The organism is Clostridium sp., assembly GCF_032576335.1.
Lineage (GTDB): Bacteria > Bacillota > Clostridia > Oscillospirales > Acutalibacteraceae > Faecalispora.
Genome location: NZ_JAWFXC010000002.1, coordinates 265,304 through 282,112 on the forward strand (window position 1 = coordinate 265,304; position 16,809 = coordinate 282,112).

A 16,809-nucleotide genomic window follows, 5' to 3' on the forward strand; every position below is an offset into this window, starting at 1 on the left:
AAAACGGAATCCTTTCTCTTTTCTTGATTATTTACTGCTTTATGGATAGATTTGACGGACACGGCATAAGAATTACCAAGTTCTGTTTCTCTGCCCAAGGTGAATTGCAGAGAACAGGTGAAACTTTTATTCTAAAAAAACCGGAGTATACCGGTTTTCTATGCTGGAGGTGTAGGAAAGGTGAATTGGAAAAAACAAACGATCTCTGTGTTTTTGTCTGCCTGTGTCCTGATTTCCGCCGCGGCTCCTGCAATGGCGATTTCAGACGCAGAGGTAAAGGCTCCTGCGGCAGTTCTTGTGGAAGCAAATAGCGGCAAGGTGTTGTATGAAAAGAACTCCCACGAAAAACGCCCGGCAGCTTCTATCACAAAAGTAATGACCTTACTGCTTGTAATGGAGGCAATTGATTCCGGCAAGATCAAATTGACCGATATGGTATCAGCTAGTGCGCATGCCGCCTCTATGGGTGGGTCCGATATTTGGCTGCAACAAGGGGAAACCATGTCTGTTAACGACATGATTAAAGCAACCGTCATCATGAGCGCAAATGATGCTGCCGTAGCCTTGGCAGAGCATGTAGCTGGTACCGAGGATGATTTCTTGCGCATGATGAATGAGAAAGCAAAAGCATTGGGAATGGAGGATACGACATTTAAAAACTGCAACGGTTTAGATGAGGAAGGCCACCTTACCTCAGCAAATGATGTTGCCCTTATGTCTGCCGCACTGCTGAAGCATGAAAAAATCAAAGAATATACACTCACGTGGATTGACCATGTGAGAGACGGTAAAACGCAGCTTGTAAACACCAATAAGCTGATTAAAAGTTATAAAGGAATTACGGGCCTGAAAACAGGAACAACCGGGAAAGCCGGCAGCTGTATTAGCGCTTCTGCAACAAGAGGTCAGGTAAGCCTGATTGCAGTTGTTTTGGGCAGTTCTTCCACCGACGACCGTTTCTCATCCGCGGCAAAGCTGCTGGATTACGGGTTCGCAAACTGGTCGATGGCAAAGCCAGAAAAGCCCGAATTACAAAAGGTACCTGTAACAAACGGCATGCAGTCTTTTGTGGAGCCCGAAACAGCAGATAACCCTGCTTTGCTGGTTCCGAAAGGAAAAGAATCTGAGGTAGTAAGCCAAATTCTATTATCAGATTCTCTTGAGGCCCCCGTGGAGCCCGGTCAGGTTATAGGTAAAATTACGTATAAATTGGGAGATGAAACTCTTTTGGAGAACGATATACGAGCAAAATCTGCAGTTGAAAAGATGACGTTCTTTTCGGTATTCTGCAAGCTTTGTATGGGGATGATCTCCTTTTAAATCAGGTTCATAACGTAAATTATTCGTAAATTCTTGCGGCCGCCGCCTTGCAAATACTGCCAAGATATTGTAAAATAAACAAAAGGATTCAGAAAATGACAGGAGGTAGCATTCATGTCTGTAAAGCTTGACGCACAGCATCTGTCCGGTTTTATGAATTCAGGCGAACTGGAAGCGATTGAGCCCCAGGTAAAGCTTGCGCACGAGCAGCTTCATTCTAAAAGCGGCCTTGGCAACGATTTTCTTGGTTGGCTAGATTTACCCAGTGAGTATGATAAGGAAGAATTTTTACGTATTCAGTCAGCGGCAGCGAAAATCCGCTCCAATACCGATGTTTTTGTTGTAATTGGCATTGGCGGTTCCTATTTAGGCGCTCGTGCCGCGATCGAATTTTTAAAATCTCCGTACTATAATTCCATTTCAAAAGATACGCCGGATATTTATTTTGCCGGCAACAGCATCAGCTCTAGCGCCCTTACAGAGCTTCTTTCCATTTGCGAAGGGAAAGACGTTTCTATCAACATGATTTCGAAGTCTGGCACCACTACCGAACCGGCAATCGCGTTTCGTGTATTCCGTGAATTGCTGGAGAAAAAGTATGGCAAGGAAGGCGCCCGCGAAAGAATTTACTGTACAACAGACCATTCTCGCGGAACCCTGAAAAAGCTGGCTGATCAGGAAGGGTACGAAACCTTTGTAGTGCCTGACGATGTAGGTGGCCGGTATTCGGTGCTTACCGCTGTTGGTTTACTACCAATCGCGGTATGCGGGGCAAACCTCACGGAATTGATGCAGGGTGCTTTACAGGCAAGAGACGAGTATTTGAATCCTGATTTAAAACAAAATTCATGTTATCAATACGCAGCCATTCGCAACCTGTTTTACCGAAAGGGAAAAACAGTGGAATTACTTGCAAGCTACGAGCCGTGCTTTGCAATGATGTGTGAATGGTGGAAGCAGCTTTATGGCGAAAGCGAAGGAAAAGATCAAAAAGGTTTGTTCCCGGCTTCCGTTATATTCTCAACCGATTTGCATTCAATGGGTCAATACGTGCAGGACGGCCGCCGCCTTCTTTTAGAAACGGTGGTACTGTTTGAGCACGCAAAGCAAGAAATCACACTTGGCAACGACCCGGAAAATGTTGATGGACTGAATTTTCTTCAAGGGAAAACAATGTCTTATGTGAACGAAAAGGCCTTTGAAGGAACGGTTCTGGCTCATGTTGACGGCGGTGTTCCCAACATTGTGCTTCGTGTACCAGATTTTTCAGAGAAATCACTTGGCGCACTCATTTATTTCTTTGAAAAAGCATGTGCAATTTCAGGTTACCTGCTAGGGGTTAATCCATTTGACCAGCCTGGCGTGGAAAGCTATAAGAAAAATATGTTTGCTCTATTGGGCAAACCAGGGTATGAGGCTGAACAGGCTACGTTGGAGGCTCGTCTAAAACATTGAAAGAATCTTTTCTTTCAGGATTGAAATCCGCTCTTTGCGGAAATACTAAAAAATAGCAGGAGGAGTTTTGATATGGTCACTCTCATCATTGGTAAAAAAGGTTCCGGAAAGACAAAAAAACTCATTGAAATGGCAAATGCCGCTGTTAAAAAATCCGACGGTAACGTGGTAGTAATTGAAAAGGGGCTCAAGCTCACTTACGATATCTCCCACAGAGCCAGATTAGTTGACATTGATGCTTATGGAGTACAGGGCATGGATGGCTTGTACGGTTTCATTAGCGGTATTTGTGCAGGAAATTATGATGTGACCGACCTTTATATTGATTCCACATTGAAAATCATCGGTTCCGATACTGCGGCTCTGGCTTCTCTGGTTGAGAAGGCAAACGCATTGTCTGAACTGGCCAATACCAAAATCCTTCTTTCCGTATCTTTAAATCAGAACGAGCTTCCCGAAGGCATTAATGCAGAAATTGCTGAAATTTAATCTGTTCGAATCCGTTACTTTTTAAAATGTCAGTATTGTAAAAGTAGGGCTGCTGGCAGTGTTTGCTGCCGGCAGCGCTTTTGTGCAAAAAGACAGCGAGGAGATCATCTGTTATGTCGTTTAGAAATCTGCCGGAAGCCAAACGTGAGGAAAACGGAATTGCTTATTTCGTGCGTGACTCTGTTATGGTAAACGGTCAGGAATACCAGCGCTACGCGATTCAAACGCACTTTGTACAGCGCGGCGAGTCTTATGTGGAGCTGGTAAGAAAATACGTTCTGCCCTTATATCAGCCCGGAGATATTTTGTCTTTGAGCGAAAAGATTATTTCGATGTGCCAGAACAACGTGGTAGAAAAAAAAGATGTAAAAATCGGCTTTTGGGCACGGTTATTATCCCGCTTTGCTTCTTCCAATAATCATGGCATTGCAATGGACGAGCCTTATAAGCTTCAGCTTGCGATTAACCTGGCGGGCTTGCCACGCATTCTATTAGCATCTTTTTGTTCCGCAGTAACAAAGCTGTTTGGAGTTCGCGGTGTGTTCTATAAAATTGCAGGGCATGGTATAGATGGAATTGATGGCTTCTACATGGGGTCTTCCTTTGAGCTCTACCACGATTTGGCCTTGCTGAACCCCAAAGAACCCGTTAAAGTTTGTAACGATATTCAGCAAGAGCTGGGGATAGACTGCTTACTGGTGGATGCCAATGATTTAAGCGTTGTTATCTTTGGTAAATCAGATACGTTGGCAACGGTGCCGGATGAAGATTTAATCGCAATGATTAAGGACAACCCCGCAGGACAATCAGATGAGTTAACTCCGCTGATTTTGATAAAAAAAGCAGATTTATCCTGATTTCTTGTTGACAAAAGAGAAGCAAGTCGATATAATAGCATATTGTAGTGTCGAGGTAATTGATATGATTCTTGAGCTGAAAAAGATCATGCTAAGTGACGGTGAAAATCTACCGTTTTCTTACGAAATGTCTTTGTCCTCTACCACTGTAAACGGGTGTCATCCGTTTACTTCCCCCGTTGCGGTGACAGGAACGGTTCAAAGTCATGCGGGCGCCGCTAAGTTGGATGCCCGGGTAGTTTTTGATTTTGAAATTCCTTGTGACCGCTGTACAACAGAGTTCCGCACCCATTATGATATTTCTTTCTCGCATATTATTGTGTCATCCCTAACCAATGATGATAACGACGTATATGTTGTGGCAGAAGATAATCGTTTGGATTTGGATGCGCTGCTGAGGGAGGATATTTTGTTGGAGCTGCCCACCAGATTCTTGTGTTCTTCCGATTGTAAGGGCCTTTGCCCGCAATGTGGACAAAACTGGAATCAGGGGATGTGCCAATGTGTTTCCCGGCAGACAGACCCTCGTTTGGCGGTTCTGAAACAACTGATAGATTAATTTAAACATATAAGGAGGTGCTGGTAATGGCGGTACCAAAGAAAAAATTATCTAGCGCAAGACAGAATAAGAGACGTTCCAATGTTTGGAAGCTGAGCGCCCCCGCTCTAGCAAGATGTCCCAAATGCGGTGAGTACAAACTGTCTCACAGAGTATGCGGTAGCTGCGGTTCCTATAACGGCAGAGAAGTTTTGAAAAAAGAAGCTTGATTTCTTTTACATTTTCGCGGAAAACAGAGAAGGAGAGATCCTTCTCTGTTTTTTTCTGGCCGAAAATCCCTGTATTGTGCATGATTTATTGAGTATAGTAGTATTTATAAAAGTGTAATAATAAAAATTTCTAGCTATGACCATAAAAGTGCAGTGGTAAAACTGTTTTAAATGGGTGTAATACGACACAAAACAAGGGAAGTGTTTTCACGTTTTTATGGCAGAATTACTTGACGAATCGCCAATTAAATGCCATAATCAAACGTGTTAAAAGAATAATGTTTTTAGAATTATTCAGATAAGAGCCGCACTGTGCGGCATTAGGAGGAAGTGCAATTTGATCAAACCAATTGTGGCGGTTGTTGGCCGGCCGAATGTGGGAAAATCCACATTATTTAATAAGCTGATTGGCCAGCGCCTTTCTATAGTAGAGGATACTCCCGGCGTTACCAGAGACCGTATCTTTGGTGATTGCGAATGGATCAATCATAAATTTAGCCTAGTTGATACGGGCGGTATCGAGCCTGAATCGAAGGATATTATCTTATCGCAAATGCGTGCACAGGCACAGCTTGCGATTGATTCTGCGGATGTTATTATAATGGTTACCGATCTTCAGTCCGGTGTGGTTGCAACGGATATGGAGGTAGCGGCCATGCTGCAAAAAAGCGGAAGACCGGTTATTCTGTGTGTGAATAAATGCGACAGAATTGGTGAGCCCCCGCCAGAGTTTTATGAATTCTATAATTTAGGGCTTGGTGAGCCGGTTGGTGTTTCGTCCGTTCACGGCCATGGCACGGGTGATCTACTCGACCGTGTAGTGGAATTCTTCCCGCAGGATAATGGGGAAGAGGACGAGGAAGAGGTTATCCGTGTTGCGGTTATTGGTAAACCGAATGTGGGTAAATCTTCTCTAATTAACTATGTATCCGGTGAAAACCGCAGTATCGTATCCGATATTGCTGGTACCACGCGTGATGCGATTGATACTCGTATTGAAAATGAATCAGGAACTTTCATTTTAATTGATACTGCAGGTATCCGCCGCCAGAATAAGGTGGAGGACTCCATTGAGCGTTACAGCATTTTAAGAGCCGAAATGGCAATTGAGCGTTCCGATGTGTGCGTTATTATGATTGACGCTACTGTGGGCTTTACCGAGCAGGATTCTAAGGTAGCAGGCCGTGCGCATGAAGCGGGCAAGGGCTGTGTGATTGCGGTCAATAAGTGGGATGCGGTAGAAAAAGATGGCCATACCATGGCAGAATACCGTAAGCAATTGGAAAACGATTTTTCCTTTATGTCCTATGCGCCAATTATTTTTATTTCAGCTCATACAGGGCAAAGGGTAGATAAACTTTTTGAGACGATTCAGCACGTTGCCAGTATGAATGCCCTTCGTATTAGCACCGGTGTGCTGAACGATATTTTGGCTCAAGCTACGGCTCGTGTACAGCCTCCAACGGATAAGGGTAAACGCCTTAAGATTTATTACATTACCCAGGCTTCTGTTAAGCCACCGACGTTTATTTGTTTTGTTAATTCTGCTGACTTATTCCATTTTTCTTATCAGCGCTATTTAGAGAATCGAATTCGTGAAACCTTTGGGCTCGAAGGCACCCCGATTCGCATGATCGTTCGGGAGCGCGGAGACAAATAAGGGGGAGGGCTTTCTTTGGAGAATCTACAAAACATTTTTCTAGCAATTTTTTTAACCGCACTTGTAGCTTATCTTCTAGGCAGTGTGAACTCATCCATTTTAATTACTCGCTTATTTGGTCAAAAGACCGATATTCGGCAAATGGGCAGTGGGAATGCCGGTGCAACAAATGTACTCCGCTCTGTGGGCAGACTTGCAGCAGCATTGACTTTTCTATGTGATTTTCTAAAATGTGTTTTGGCTGTTGTTGCGGGCAGAGCTATTTTCAGCTACTTTTTTCAGATTCCTGCGATTGACCCAATGGTGATAGAGCAAACAGGTGCATATATTGCGGGCATTGTGTGTATTCTGGGTCATATTTACCCACTGTACTTTGGTTTTCGTGGCGGTAAGGGTGTAGTGACCTCCATTGCTATGATTATGATTATCGACTGGCGTGTATCCTTAATTGTTTGGGCAGCGTTCTTTATTGCGGTAATCTGTTCTAAAATGGTTTCTCTTGGTTCGTTGTGCGGTGCAGGAATTTATCCCTTCGCCACCTTCTTTCTTACTTATTTCTACGATTACCATTCCAGTGCTACGGTGCCGCTTTCTTATGTTGTAGTGGCAACCATTTCTTCCTTTATTATTGGTTGTATTATATTTGTAAAACACCGGGCGAATATAAAACGTATTTTAGACGGTTCAGAAAAGAAGGTAAGCCTTCGTTCTCGCAAAGCGTTACCTCCTGAATAATTTCGTTATCAGAAAACCCACCGGTTATGCCGGTGGGTTTTTACATGCGGGTGTAACTCTGATTAATTATTAGGTTTTATTAAAAATAAAACCTAATAATTAAGGTGAGTGTTTTTTTATCTTTGTATAATTGAATAATATAGTATTTAATTATTATAGAAAGAAAACACTCTTCTTGCGATACAGCAAAGAAGAGTGTTATAATTTGAATTCATTCGTAATAAAAAAAGAAAAAAGGAACCTGGTTTAGGCTCCTCTAAACTTCTCCGGTTTTACGTTATCAAACTGCACGAGTCACTTTGTTAGAACGTAAACAACGGGTGCAGGCGTAAATACGCTTCGGACTGCCGTTAACAACTGCCTTTACGCGTTTTACATTGGGCTTCCAAGTTCTGTTCGCACGTCTGTGAGAATGAGAAACTTTTATACCGAAAGCAATATCCTTGCCACAAACCTCACACTTCGCCATGTGTCTGCACCTCCTTTAAAGGGCTTTAAACTACGAAGAATATTCTAGCAAATCCACAAGGGAATTGCAAGCTTTTTTTCACTCATTTCCACATGAATTGCAAAAAACAACCAAAAAACGGGCTATTTAGGCGTTTGCAGCACATGACAGAAGGGAACATTCTCTTGTCTTTTATTGGAAAACGTATTATAATGCTAACAAATCATACACTTTTACGTATAGGCAGTAGCTTATGTTTTGCATTCTAAATTGGAAGCGTTTTTTCAGTTATTTATTCCAAAGCCTCGTACTCAGATTTCTGAATGTACAACAAAAGTGAAATTAGCTGCCATACTGCGAAAGGCGGTAACAATGCTTTATCAAGTAATTCAATCCATTTCCAGAGGCCAATCAATTAATATGATTAACCTGGTGATGCAGATTTTAGCGGTTCTAGTCATCATTTTTTGCGTGCTACCAATGCACGAATATGCCCATGCGTGGATGGCAAAAAAGCTTGGAGACAATACAGCGGCTTACCAAGGGCGTTTAACGATTAACCCCTTAGCAAGCATTGACCCTCTCGGTGCACTTGCCATACTGCTGTTTGGTTTTGGCTGGGCAAAGCCCGTGCCGGTAGATACTCGCAATTTTAGAAATCCTAAAAGAGACATGGCAATCACCGCTTTGGCGGGGCCAGTCTCCAATGTTCTTGCCGCTTTGGTGGGGGCTATTCTGCTGAACATTTGCTATTTGTTTATTGGTAGCATACCGCAAGCTCTTATGATTGGTATTGCGGTGTTCTTTCAGTATTACATTGCCATTAATGTCATGCTGGCGGTATTTAATTTGATTCCGCTTCCTCCGCTGGATGGCTCCAGAATTGTAACAGCATTTATGTCTGACCGTGCTACGTATCGCTATTACCAGAACCAGCAGTTTATTATGATTGCTTTGTTTGCGCTTTTGTTTCTTGGCGTGCTTGATTTGCCGCTGGGTATCATGCAGTCTGTTGTGCAATCGGCAATTCAGTGGTTGGCGGCTTTGCCGTTCCAATTGCTTGGTCTTTTTTAAACATGGAAAAGCTGTCCTATCATCTGGACGTATTTGATGGGCCTCTCGACCTTCTTTTGGCGCTCATTTCTAAAAATAAGGTTGAAATCTGCAATATTTCCATATCTGAGCTTCTCAGCCAGTATATGGAGCAAATTGAGCAAATGCAGGAAGAGCAGATGGAAGTCTCCAGTGAGTTTTTAGAGATGGCTGCGAGATTGGTCTATTTAAAAACCGTTTCGCTTCTTCCAAAAAATGAAGAGGCAGAAGAGCTGCGGCGAGAACTTGCCGGGCAATTAATGGAATACCAGGAATGGAAGCGCACCGCATTACAATTAGCGGAGCTCTTTACCCGCGATTCGTTTGTGCGTGAGCCGGCACCTTTGCCGCCGGAGCGTGCGTATAGCCGCTCTCACAATCCGGACGAGCTTGTTGCAGCATACCTTAGTGCAGCGGGGAGGGGCAAGCGCTTTTTGCCACCCCCGGCAAAATCCTTTGAGGGGATTGTTACACGTAAGCCGGTATCCGTTGCTTCACGGATTATCTTTGTGCTGCGCCACTTGTGGAAGAAACGCAGCATGCCGTTTTATGACCTTCTTAGCGAAAGTCGGCAGAAAACTGATTTAGTAGCAACCTTTTTAGCGGTACTTGAGCTGGTGAAAAACCACCGTGTTCAGGTGAAGGAGGAAGAAAACGGAACGACGATTACCTTGACTGGCGGTGGGGAACGATGGAAATAAAAAAATTACAGGGAGCAATTGAGGCGATCCTGTTTTCTAGCGGCGATGCTGTACCGCTGGACCGAATAGCAGAAGCGTTGGAACTAGACCGCAATACGGCTGCAAAATTAATGAAGAGTGTAATGGACACATTTAATCAGTCTGCAAAAGGCATTCAAATAATACAACTAGAAAATCAATACCAAATGTGCAGTGTGGATGAATATGGAGAAACCGTACGGCGCACACTGGATTTAAGGCGAAATGCTCCTCTTTCACAAGCTGCCATGGAGGTGCTAGCGGTAATTGCTTACCAACAGCCGGTTACCAAAGCGTTTGTGGAACAAGTACGCGGAGTGGATAGCTCCGGCGTTATTTCGAACCTGTGTGAAAAAGGGCTGGTAGAAGAGCGCGGCAGACTGGATTTGCCCGGGCGCCCGCTGCTCTATGGTACAACTTCCAACTTTTTGCGTTGTATGAATCTTTCTTCTTTACGTGATCTTCCTCCTTTGCCCCAAAACAATGAGGAAGAAACGGAAGAAGATTTAGAAGCCGCTGAAAATACGATGAAAGCATAAAAAGGGGGTGCGCCAATGGCTTGGGTTTGGGTAATACTAGGTCTTCTTGGTGTATTGGCGCTCTTACTTGCGGTTCGAGTGAAAATCAGTTTGCTTTTTGAAATGGAAAACGGTTTTTCAGGAGAAATAAAGTATTTATTTTTTCAATATCTCTTTCCAACAGAAGAAGTACCCGAACAAGAGGCCGACAAAAAGAAAAAAGATAAGAAAAAGAAAGACGAACCAGAGAAAAAGCAGTCTCTGCGGGATATAATAAAGGAACGAGGATTTGCGGGCTTCCTACATTTTCTTTCTGAGCTGGCTTCCATTGCCACTGGTGTGGCGAAGCGAATCTTTTCTCACTTCTATTTAAACGAGCTGAAAATTCACGTAAGACTTGGTGCGGAGGATGCTGCTGAGACGGCGGTGCTCTACGGCACGGTAAGCGGGCTTGTTTACCCTGCTGCGGGAACCTTGGTTACCGCTTTTCACTGCAAGCACTATGATGTGCGTATTACTCCCAATTTTAATGAGGAAGAGTTATCGGCACAAATGCACATGAATGGCAGCGTTCGATTGGTATTTATCGTTGCCGCAGGGTTGTATGCACTGTTGCGATATGTTAAAATGGTTCTCCGCCAAAAGAAAGAAAATAACCAGAATAAAATTGCCGGTAAAGCGGCAGAAAAGTTATAAAAAATAAGAACGACAACAGAAAGAGCGGTGTAATAAAATGAGCGAACATCCTATTCAAGGTATGATGGATACTACATTAGAAAAAATTAAGCAAATGGTAGACGTAAATTCGATTATTGGCGACCCGATTACCGCACCGGATGGAACCATCATTATTCCGGTCTCTAAAATTTCGTATGGCTTTGGCTCCGGCGGCTCCGACCTTCCGGTGAAAACCGTTGGGGAGAAGAATATGTTCGGCGGCGGTGCCGCTGCGGGTATTACCATTCAGCCGGTTGCTTTCCTTACAATCAGCGGCGGAGTTGTACGTATGATGCAGGTTGACCCTTACCATGGTTCTATAGACCGTGTAATTGGTATGGTGCCTGAAGTGTTTGATAAAGTGAACGATATGATAGGCCAGAAAAAAGCGAAAAAGGCTGCGTCGTCCACTTCGTCAACTAAACTGGACGATCCACAAATCTAACTACTAAACCGTAGCTCACCTGCATATGATTGCCACAGACAGGTTTTATTTATTTGTTCTTTCTGGTGGCTTTCTTTATAGATTAGCAGGTGGGTGATATGATTGGTAAAAAAGGTAATTGCGGTGCTGACCGCCTCTGTGTTCATGCTTTCGGTTTTCCCCTTAGTATCTGCAGAAACTCAAGAACAAAAAACTGGCATGCCTGTGGTTTCTGCCAAAGCAGCGGTGCTCATTGATGCAGACAGCGGTAAGGTATTGTATGCAAAGCAGGATTCCCTTCGGCTGCCTATGGCCAGCACTACAAAAATCATGACCGCTTTGCTGACTTTGGAGCGATCAGAAGTAAAAGATTCCGTTGTAACCGTTACAGATGAAATGGTTCGTGTGGAAGGCTCTTCAATGGGTCTAATGCCCGGCAATCGAATTCATTTGAGTGATCTTGCAGTTGGCATGATGATGGTCTCAGGCAATGATGCGGCGAACACAGCGGCAATTGCAATGGCGGGAACCTCTGCCGAATTTGCAAAGCTTATGAATGCTCGTGCGAAAGAAATTGGAATGAAGAACACCAATTTTGTAACGCCGTCGGGTCTGGATTCAGAGCTGCATTATTCTACGGCGTACGATATGGCTCTTTTGGGTGCGGAAGCGCTCAATAACAGTCGTTTTGCCAGTATTGTATCGCAAAAACAAATGACAGTTAAATTTGTGAATCCAGAGCAAACCATTCGCTATGGCAACCATAACCGGTTGCTCAGCCTGTACCCAGACAGTATTGGAATAAAGACTGGCTTTACCAAAAAAGCTGGTCGGTGCTTGGTCAGTGCAGCGCAGCGCGGAAGTGTGCGTCTTGTGGCGGTTACACTCAATGCTCCAAATGATTGGGATGACCATATCAAGCTCTATGATTATGGCTTTTCAAAACTGCAACCCTTTACACCGAATACAACGGATTTGCGTTATACAATACCGGTTGTGGGTGGTAAGGCAGAAAATGTTTTAGTCACTGCCGGTCTAGTAGAGGATGTTTCCGTTATGGAAGATGATATAAATAGGATTGAGCAGCGGGTTGAACTGCCTCACTTTGTATATGCTCCAGTACGTGAAGGGGAAATGCTCGGCTCCGTAAAGTATTTACTGGATGGAAAAGTGATAGCCGAAGCTCCGCTCTTAGCAGAGCAGGCGATAGAAATACACCAACCGGAAAAAACCAAGATGGAAAAAATATGGGACAGAATCAAATCGATTTTCTAATAAATAGGAAACTCAGAAGGAAGTAATTTATGGCAAAAGACGTAAGACTACAAAAAATGCTCGCTGACAGCGGCATTGCTTCTCGCAGAAAAGCGGAGGAAATGATTGCCGCTGGCGCTGTGCGTGTAAATGGAATGGTAGCGAAAATAGGCGATAAGGTAGATGTACACAAAGATAAAGTCTCGGTACATGGGCGCAATGTCGTTAAGCGTTCTAAAAACTTATATGTGATGCTCCATAAGCCCAGAGGGTTTATTACAACAATGAGTGACGAGATGGAGCGTAAATGTGTTGCAGAGCTGGTAAGTGAAATACCGGAGCGCGTTTACCCGGTAGGCCGACTCGACCGAGAGTCGGAAGGTTTGCTTCTTATGACGAATGATGGTGCATTTGCAAACGCAATTACGCACCCGTCAAAGCATGTTCCAAAAACATATCGTGTTACGGTTCGCCCGAGTGTAACAGAAGACCAGTTAACGCAGATTGCTATTGGTATTGTGATTGACGGACAGAAAACAGCACCCGCAAATGTTCGCATTGTATCGCAAGAGCCCGGCCGTGTTGTTCTTGAAATTGTTTTGTATGAAGGCCGTAACCGCGAAATTCGCAAAATGTGTGAAGCCTTAGGGCTGGATGTTGCCCGGCTCAAGCGCATTGCGATTGGCCCGGTAAAGCTTGGAATGCTTCAGCCGGGACAGTGGAGAAACCTGACTGGAGATGAGGTAAAACGGTTGTTGGCGGCAGCAAAAGAAGAGAAAGCACCAGAAATAGAGCTTGCGCATTCTAAAACTTCGGTAAAGCCCGCCGTTAAGCATAAACCAAGATATTCTTCTCATAAATAATAATAAAAACGGAATGGTTCTTCCTATGAACATTCCGTTTTTTCCTTATTGTAATTGAATTTTTTGTGTGTTTTGTCTTGTTATTCCCCTGGGAATACAGTATAATAATTACCAAGTATTGATTGCAGGATTGTGAATTCAATTTCGCTTTTTCGGAGAGGGAAGAACGATTTTGGGCGAAGTTCAAAGTCATCTGTATGATCAGTAACGTGAAAAATTTAGTATATTGCAAAGGAATGGAGGAACGAAAACATGAGTGTTGTCGGCAATAAAGAATTGCTACAAAGCGCTCGCGATGCTGCTGGGAGTAAGAAAGTATATCAGCGTATATCTCTCTTGGTAGACGAAGGCTCCTTTCAGGAACTGGATGCTTATGCAAAATCTGCAGACCATGCAGCGGAGGTCGTAACAGGCTTTGGCTGTGTCAGCGGAATGCCCGTCTATGTTTTTGCTCAAGACAGCGAAGTGGACGGAGGAGCAATGTCCAAAGCGCAAGCATACAAGATTCGTAAACTGTATGATCTGGCGCTGAAAACCGGTACACCGGTTGTAGGAATCTATGATTCCGTTGGTGGACATTTAAATGAAGGAGCAGAGCTGCTCGCAGCATATGGTGAGATTTTGCTGAAAAGCAACAACCTTTCTGGCGTGGTTCCTCAAATTTCTGTTGTGGTTGGTCCCTGCGTAGGAACTTCCGCACTCATTGCGGCAGGTGCTGATTTTGTAGTTATGGCGGAAAAGGCTACCTTTACCGTTGAAACAGCAGATGAAGATGGCTCGGCAAAGGCCGCCGCTAAACTAGGACTAGCCCACTGGGTAGAAAAGACAGAGGAAGAGGCAATTGAGCGCGCCCGCAAGCTGGTTAGCCGCCTGCCCTCCAATAACCTGTCTCTTGCCCCCGAAGCAGATACCCTCGGTGTTTGCAGTGGTTCTGAGTTGCAGGAAGGCGCAAAAGTTACCGATATTATCACTGCGGTAGTGGATGACGATAGCTTTATGGAGTTCAGCCCCGAGTATGGTACTTCTGCAATTACCGGCTTGGCTCTTATTAATGGTGCCTCTGTTGGTGTAATTTCTTATCGCGGAATCGTTGGCTCTTACTGCTGCTCAAAGGCTGCACGTTTTGTGCGCTTCTGCGATGCGTTTTCGTTGCCCCTTATCACGATTGTGGATGCAGACAAGTTTGCTTCTCTGCGTGAGGCTGCAAAGCTTTCCGCTGCGTATTCTGAGGCTACCACAATTAAAATCACAGTTATTTCTGGCCAGGCAGTAGGCGCTTTCTATATTGCTACTGCCGGTCGAGGCGCAAATGCAGATATTACAATGGCATGGACGAGTGCCGTAGTATCTCCCATTTCTCCTGCTGCTGCGGCTTTGTTCCAGTCTGGCAATGAGCTTGTTGGTTCTGAGAATCCAATTGAGCAGCGCAAAGAACTGATTGAAGACTATAAAACGACTCAGGCTTCACCGTTTGCTGCCGCAGCTGACGGTTATGTGGAAGATATTATTCTTCCGGAAGAAACCAGACAAAAACTGGTTTCTCACTTGGAAATGCTGGCTGGTAAGCGTGTTTCTACCTTGCCGAAAAAGCACAGCAACATTCCAATGTAAATTTAGAATCGTTTTATATTCATGAATAAAAAGGAGATTTAAAAATGAGAAATCTTGTAGTCACCGTTAATGGTGTAGCTTATAATGTTCAGGTTGAAGAAACTGGCGCAGCAGCTCCGGCTCCGGTAGTGGCTGCCCCGGCTCCTGTTGCCGCACCTGCTCCCGCTCCGGTAGTAGCAGCTCCGGCTCCTGTTGCTGCTCCTGCCCCGGCTCCTGCTCCTAAGGCAGAAAAACCGGCCGCAGGCGCGAAAACAGTTAGCGCTCCTATGCCCGGCACTATTTTAAATATTCTTGTTTCTGCTGGCGATTCTGTTAAAAAAGGTCAGCCTCTTATGATTTTGGAAGCGATGAAGATGGAAAATGAAATCATGGCTGCTGAAGACGGTGTTGTTGCAGGAATTCATGTATCAAAGGGTGACGTCGTTAATCCCGGCGAAGCTCTTGTATCCTTCCAGTAAGGGGAGGCTGAATTATGGTTAAAAAGATTGGAATTACAGAAACGGTTTTGCGCGATGCGCATCAGTCCTTGATTGCTACCAGAATGTCCACCGATGAGATGATTCCGATACTACCAAAGCTGGATGAAGTGGGCTTTCACTCGTTAGAGTGCTGGGGTGGAGCTACGTTTGACTCTTGCCTGCGCTTTATGAACGAAGACCCTTGGGACAGACTGCGTACCATTCGCCGTCTTTGCCCCAAAACTAAGCTGCAAATGCTGTTCCGCGGCCAAAACATGCTTGGTTACCGCCATTATGCAGATGATGTGGTAGATTATTTTGTGCAGCGCAGTGTAGCAAACGGAATTGATGTTATCCGTATATTCGACGCTCTTAACGACCTTCGCAACTTGGAACGTGCCATTAAGGCAGCAAAAAAAGAGGGCGCACACGCTCAGGTTGGTATTTCTTACACAACCGGCCCCGTGTTTACCAATGAGTATTATATCGACTACGCAAAACGGATTCAGGAGGCAGGTGCCGATTCAATCTGCATTAAAGATATGGCTGCGTTACTGACTCCCTATCGCACGGAAGAGCTTGTAAAGGCACTCAAATCTGCAGTGGATCTGCCGATTCAGCTTCATACGCACTACACCTCCGGTCTTGCCTCTATGTGCATGATAAAGGGTGTAGAAGCAGGTGTCGATTTGATTGATACCGCAATGTCTCCGCTGGCGCTGGGAACTTCTCATGCTCCAACAGAATCCATTGTTGCAGCGTTTGAGGGTACGGAGTACGACACTGGTTTGGATTTGGTATTGCTTAACGAAATCCGTGAGTACTTCATGGTACTGCGCGATAAGTATATCGCAAACGGTTTGCTCGATCCTTCTATGCTGGCTACCAATACAAAGGCTCTGCATTACCAGGTTCCCGGCGGAATGCTATCCAACCTGCTCTCTCAGCTCAAGCAAGCTGGCAAGGCTGACCAGTTGGAAGAAGTGCTCAAAGAGGTACCGCGTGTTCGTCAGGACTCCGGTTATCCGCCTCTGGTAACACCCACTTCGCAGATTGTTGGCACTCAGGCTGTGTTCAATGTAATCACGGGCGAGCGCTACAAAATGTGCACCAAGGAATTTAAGGATATGGTTGCCGGTAAGTACGGAAAAACTCCGGTAGAAATTGATCCTGCATTCCAGAAAAAGATTATTGGCGATGAAACCCCAATCACTTGCCGCCCTGCAGATCTTCTCTCTCCTGAGCTGGAAACACTCCGGAAAGAAGCCGCACAGTGGACAGAGCAGGAAGAGGATGTTCTCTCTTACGCTCAATTCCCGAAGGTAGCGGAAGACTTCTTCAAAAAGCGCCGTGATGCCAAATATGGCATTAACAGCAAGCTTGCCAATGAAGAAAAGCAGGTTCACCCGGTTTGATGAAAT

Annotated in this window: 19 protein-coding genes; 18 read left to right on the forward strand and 1 reads right to left on the reverse strand. The window is 44.7% G+C overall.

Annotated features, from left to right (window positions below; genetic code table 11):
* Nucleotides 1-180: 180 nt before the first annotated feature.
* The 8 genes from E7L17_RS03345 to plsY all read left to right on the forward strand — a co-directional run bounded on the left by E7L17_RS03345 (nucleotide 181) and on the right by plsY (nucleotide 7,284).
* Nucleotides 181-1,320 carry a D-alanyl-D-alanine carboxypeptidase family protein gene (locus tag E7L17_RS03345; RefSeq protein ID WP_316321849.1) on the forward strand — a complete coding sequence of 380 codons (1,140 nt, stop codon included), beginning with the start codon at nucleotides 181-183 and terminating at the stop codon, nucleotides 1,318-1,320.
* A 114-nt stretch (nucleotides 1,321-1,434) separates the two neighbouring features.
* The gene (locus E7L17_RS03350) at nucleotides 1,435-2,775 is read left to right on the forward strand and encodes a glucose-6-phosphate isomerase (RefSeq protein WP_316321850.1); all 1,341 of its coding nucleotides are present in this window, start codon (nucleotides 1,435-1,437) and stop codon (nucleotides 2,773-2,775) included.
* Nucleotides 2,776-2,847: 72 nt separating this feature from the next.
* The gene (locus E7L17_RS03355; RefSeq protein ID WP_316321851.1) at nucleotides 2,848-3,264 is read left to right on the forward strand and encodes a hypothetical protein; all 417 of its coding nucleotides are present in this window, start codon (nucleotides 2,848-2,850) and stop codon (nucleotides 3,262-3,264) included.
* 113 nt (nucleotides 3,265-3,377) lie between these two features.
* Nucleotides 3,378-4,121, forward strand: coding sequence for a F420-0--gamma-glutamyl ligase (locus E7L17_RS03360; protein WP_316321852.1), 744 nt, complete (start codon nucleotides 3,378-3,380; stop codon nucleotides 4,119-4,121).
* Between the two features lie 64 nt (nucleotides 4,122-4,185).
* Entirely contained in the window at nucleotides 4,186-4,680 is a 495-nt protein-coding gene (locus E7L17_RS03365) for a DUF177 domain-containing protein (RefSeq protein ID WP_316321853.1), read from the forward strand.
* 26 nt (nucleotides 4,681-4,706) lie between these two features.
* Nucleotides 4,707-4,889, forward strand: coding sequence for a 50S ribosomal protein L32 (gene rpmF / locus E7L17_RS03370; protein ID WP_085833427.1), 183 nt, complete (start codon nucleotides 4,707-4,709; stop codon nucleotides 4,887-4,889).
* A 337-nt stretch (nucleotides 4,890-5,226) separates the two neighbouring features.
* Nucleotides 5,227-6,549, forward strand: coding sequence for a ribosome biogenesis GTPase Der (gene der / locus E7L17_RS03375; RefSeq protein WP_085833426.1), 1,323 nt, complete (start codon nucleotides 5,227-5,229; stop codon nucleotides 6,547-6,549).
* A gap of 15 nt (nucleotides 6,550-6,564) precedes the next feature.
* Nucleotides 6,565-7,284: a glycerol-3-phosphate 1-O-acyltransferase PlsY gene (plsY, locus tag E7L17_RS03380; protein ID WP_316321854.1), complete on the forward strand. Its 720-nt coding sequence runs from the start codon at nucleotides 6,565-6,567 to the stop codon at nucleotides 7,282-7,284.
* 280 nt (nucleotides 7,285-7,564) lie between these two features.
* Here the strand turns inward: plsY and rpmB are convergent, their stop codons facing one another.
* Complete coding sequence (gene rpmB, locus E7L17_RS03385; protein ID WP_074432602.1) at nucleotides 7,565-7,753, reverse strand: 50S ribosomal protein L28; 189 nt, start codon at nucleotides 7,751-7,753, stop codon at nucleotides 7,565-7,567.
* Nucleotides 7,754-8,104: 351 nt separating this feature from the next.
* Here rpmB and E7L17_RS03390 point away from each other — a divergent pair, with 351 nt between their 5' ends.
* The 10 genes from E7L17_RS03390 to E7L17_RS03435 all read left to right on the forward strand — a co-directional run bounded on the left by E7L17_RS03390 (nucleotide 8,105) and on the right by E7L17_RS03435 (nucleotide 16,803).
* Complete coding sequence (locus tag E7L17_RS03390; RefSeq protein WP_316321855.1) at nucleotides 8,105-8,806, forward strand: site-2 protease family protein; 702 nt, start codon at nucleotides 8,105-8,107, stop codon at nucleotides 8,804-8,806.
* Between the two features lie 2 nt (nucleotides 8,807-8,808).
* Nucleotides 8,809-9,525: a segregation and condensation protein A gene (locus E7L17_RS03395; RefSeq protein WP_316321856.1), complete on the forward strand. Its 717-nt coding sequence runs from the start codon at nucleotides 8,809-8,811 to the stop codon at nucleotides 9,523-9,525.
* Nucleotides 9,516-10,082: an SMC-Scp complex subunit ScpB gene (gene scpB, locus E7L17_RS03400; RefSeq protein WP_316321857.1), complete on the forward strand. Its 567-nt coding sequence runs from the start codon at nucleotides 9,516-9,518 to the stop codon at nucleotides 10,080-10,082. The genes E7L17_RS03395 and scpB overlap by 10 nt, the downstream gene beginning before the upstream one ends.
* Before the next feature lie 15 nt (nucleotides 10,083-10,097).
* Complete coding sequence (locus E7L17_RS03405; protein WP_316321858.1) at nucleotides 10,098-10,757, forward strand: DUF2953 domain-containing protein; 660 nt, start codon at nucleotides 10,098-10,100, stop codon at nucleotides 10,755-10,757.
* Between the two features lie 37 nt (nucleotides 10,758-10,794).
* On the forward strand, nucleotides 10,795-11,223 hold the full coding sequence (gene ytfJ / locus E7L17_RS03410; protein WP_316321859.1) for a GerW family sporulation protein: 429 nt from the start codon (nucleotides 10,795-10,797) through the stop codon (nucleotides 11,221-11,223).
* A gap of 102 nt (nucleotides 11,224-11,325) precedes the next feature.
* Nucleotides 11,326-12,477: a D-alanyl-D-alanine carboxypeptidase family protein gene (locus tag E7L17_RS03415; protein ID WP_316321860.1), complete on the forward strand. Its 1,152-nt coding sequence runs from the start codon at nucleotides 11,326-11,328 to the stop codon at nucleotides 12,475-12,477.
* Nucleotides 12,478-12,506: 29 nt separating this feature from the next.
* Nucleotides 12,507-13,319: a pseudouridine synthase gene (locus E7L17_RS03420; RefSeq protein WP_316321861.1), complete on the forward strand. Its 813-nt coding sequence runs from the start codon at nucleotides 12,507-12,509 to the stop codon at nucleotides 13,317-13,319.
* Between the two features lie 252 nt (nucleotides 13,320-13,571).
* Entirely contained in the window at nucleotides 13,572-14,930 is a 1,359-nt protein-coding gene (locus E7L17_RS03425) for a carboxyl transferase domain-containing protein (RefSeq protein ID WP_316321862.1), read from the forward strand.
* Between the two features lie 44 nt (nucleotides 14,931-14,974).
* Nucleotides 14,975-15,388 carry a biotin/lipoyl-containing protein gene (locus E7L17_RS03430; RefSeq protein ID WP_316321863.1) on the forward strand — a complete coding sequence of 138 codons (414 nt, stop codon included), beginning with the start codon at nucleotides 14,975-14,977 and terminating at the stop codon, nucleotides 15,386-15,388.
* 14 nt (nucleotides 15,389-15,402) lie between these two features.
* The gene (locus E7L17_RS03435; RefSeq protein WP_316321864.1) at nucleotides 15,403-16,803 is read left to right on the forward strand and encodes an oxaloacetate decarboxylase subunit alpha; all 1,401 of its coding nucleotides are present in this window, start codon (nucleotides 15,403-15,405) and stop codon (nucleotides 16,801-16,803) included.
* Nucleotides 16,804-16,809: the final 6 nt, after the last annotated feature.

Excerpts from the sequence above, each read along its gene's own strand:
- E7L17_RS03350 (WP_316321850.1), top strand. The coding sequence starts at position 1,435 with ATGTCTGTAAAGCTTGACGCACAGCATCTGTCCGGTTTTATGAATTCA.
- ytfJ (WP_316321859.1), top strand. The coding sequence starts at position 10,795 with ATGAGCGAACATCCTATTCAAGGTATGATGGATACTACATTAGAAAAA.
- E7L17_RS03355 (WP_316321851.1), top strand. The coding sequence starts at position 2,848 with ATGGTCACTCTCATCATTGGTAAAAAAGGTTCCGGAAAGACAAAAAAA.
- scpB (WP_316321857.1), top strand. The coding sequence starts at position 9,516 with ATGGAAATAAAAAAATTACAGGGAGCAATTGAGGCGATCCTGTTTTCT.
- E7L17_RS03425 (WP_316321862.1), top strand. The coding sequence starts at position 13,572 with ATGAGTGTTGTCGGCAATAAAGAATTGCTACAAAGCGCTCGCGATGCT.
- E7L17_RS03420 (WP_316321861.1), top strand. The coding sequence starts at position 12,507 with ATGGCAAAAGACGTAAGACTACAAAAAATGCTCGCTGACAGCGGCATT.
- E7L17_RS03360 (WP_316321852.1), top strand. The coding sequence starts at position 3,378 with ATGTCGTTTAGAAATCTGCCGGAAGCCAAACGTGAGGAAAACGGAATT.
- E7L17_RS03405 (WP_316321858.1), top strand. The coding sequence starts at position 10,098 with ATGGCTTGGGTTTGGGTAATACTAGGTCTTCTTGGTGTATTGGCGCTC.
- E7L17_RS03390 (WP_316321855.1), top strand. The coding sequence starts at position 8,105 with ATGCTTTATCAAGTAATTCAATCCATTTCCAGAGGCCAATCAATTAAT.
- rpmF (WP_085833427.1), top strand. The coding sequence starts at position 4,707 with ATGGCGGTACCAAAGAAAAAATTATCTAGCGCAAGACAGAATAAGAGA.
- E7L17_RS03365 (WP_316321853.1), top strand. The coding sequence starts at position 4,186 with ATGATTCTTGAGCTGAAAAAGATCATGCTAAGTGACGGTGAAAATCTA.
- E7L17_RS03435 (WP_316321864.1), top strand. The coding sequence starts at position 15,403 with ATGGTTAAAAAGATTGGAATTACAGAAACGGTTTTGCGCGATGCGCAT.
- E7L17_RS03430 (WP_316321863.1), top strand. The coding sequence starts at position 14,975 with ATGAGAAATCTTGTAGTCACCGTTAATGGTGTAGCTTATAATGTTCAG.
- E7L17_RS03395 (WP_316321856.1), top strand. The coding sequence starts at position 8,809 with ATGGAAAAGCTGTCCTATCATCTGGACGTATTTGATGGGCCTCTCGAC.
- rpmB (WP_074432602.1), bottom strand. The coding sequence starts at position 7,753 with ATGGCGAAGTGTGAGGTTTGTGGCAAGGATATTGCTTTCGGTATAAAA.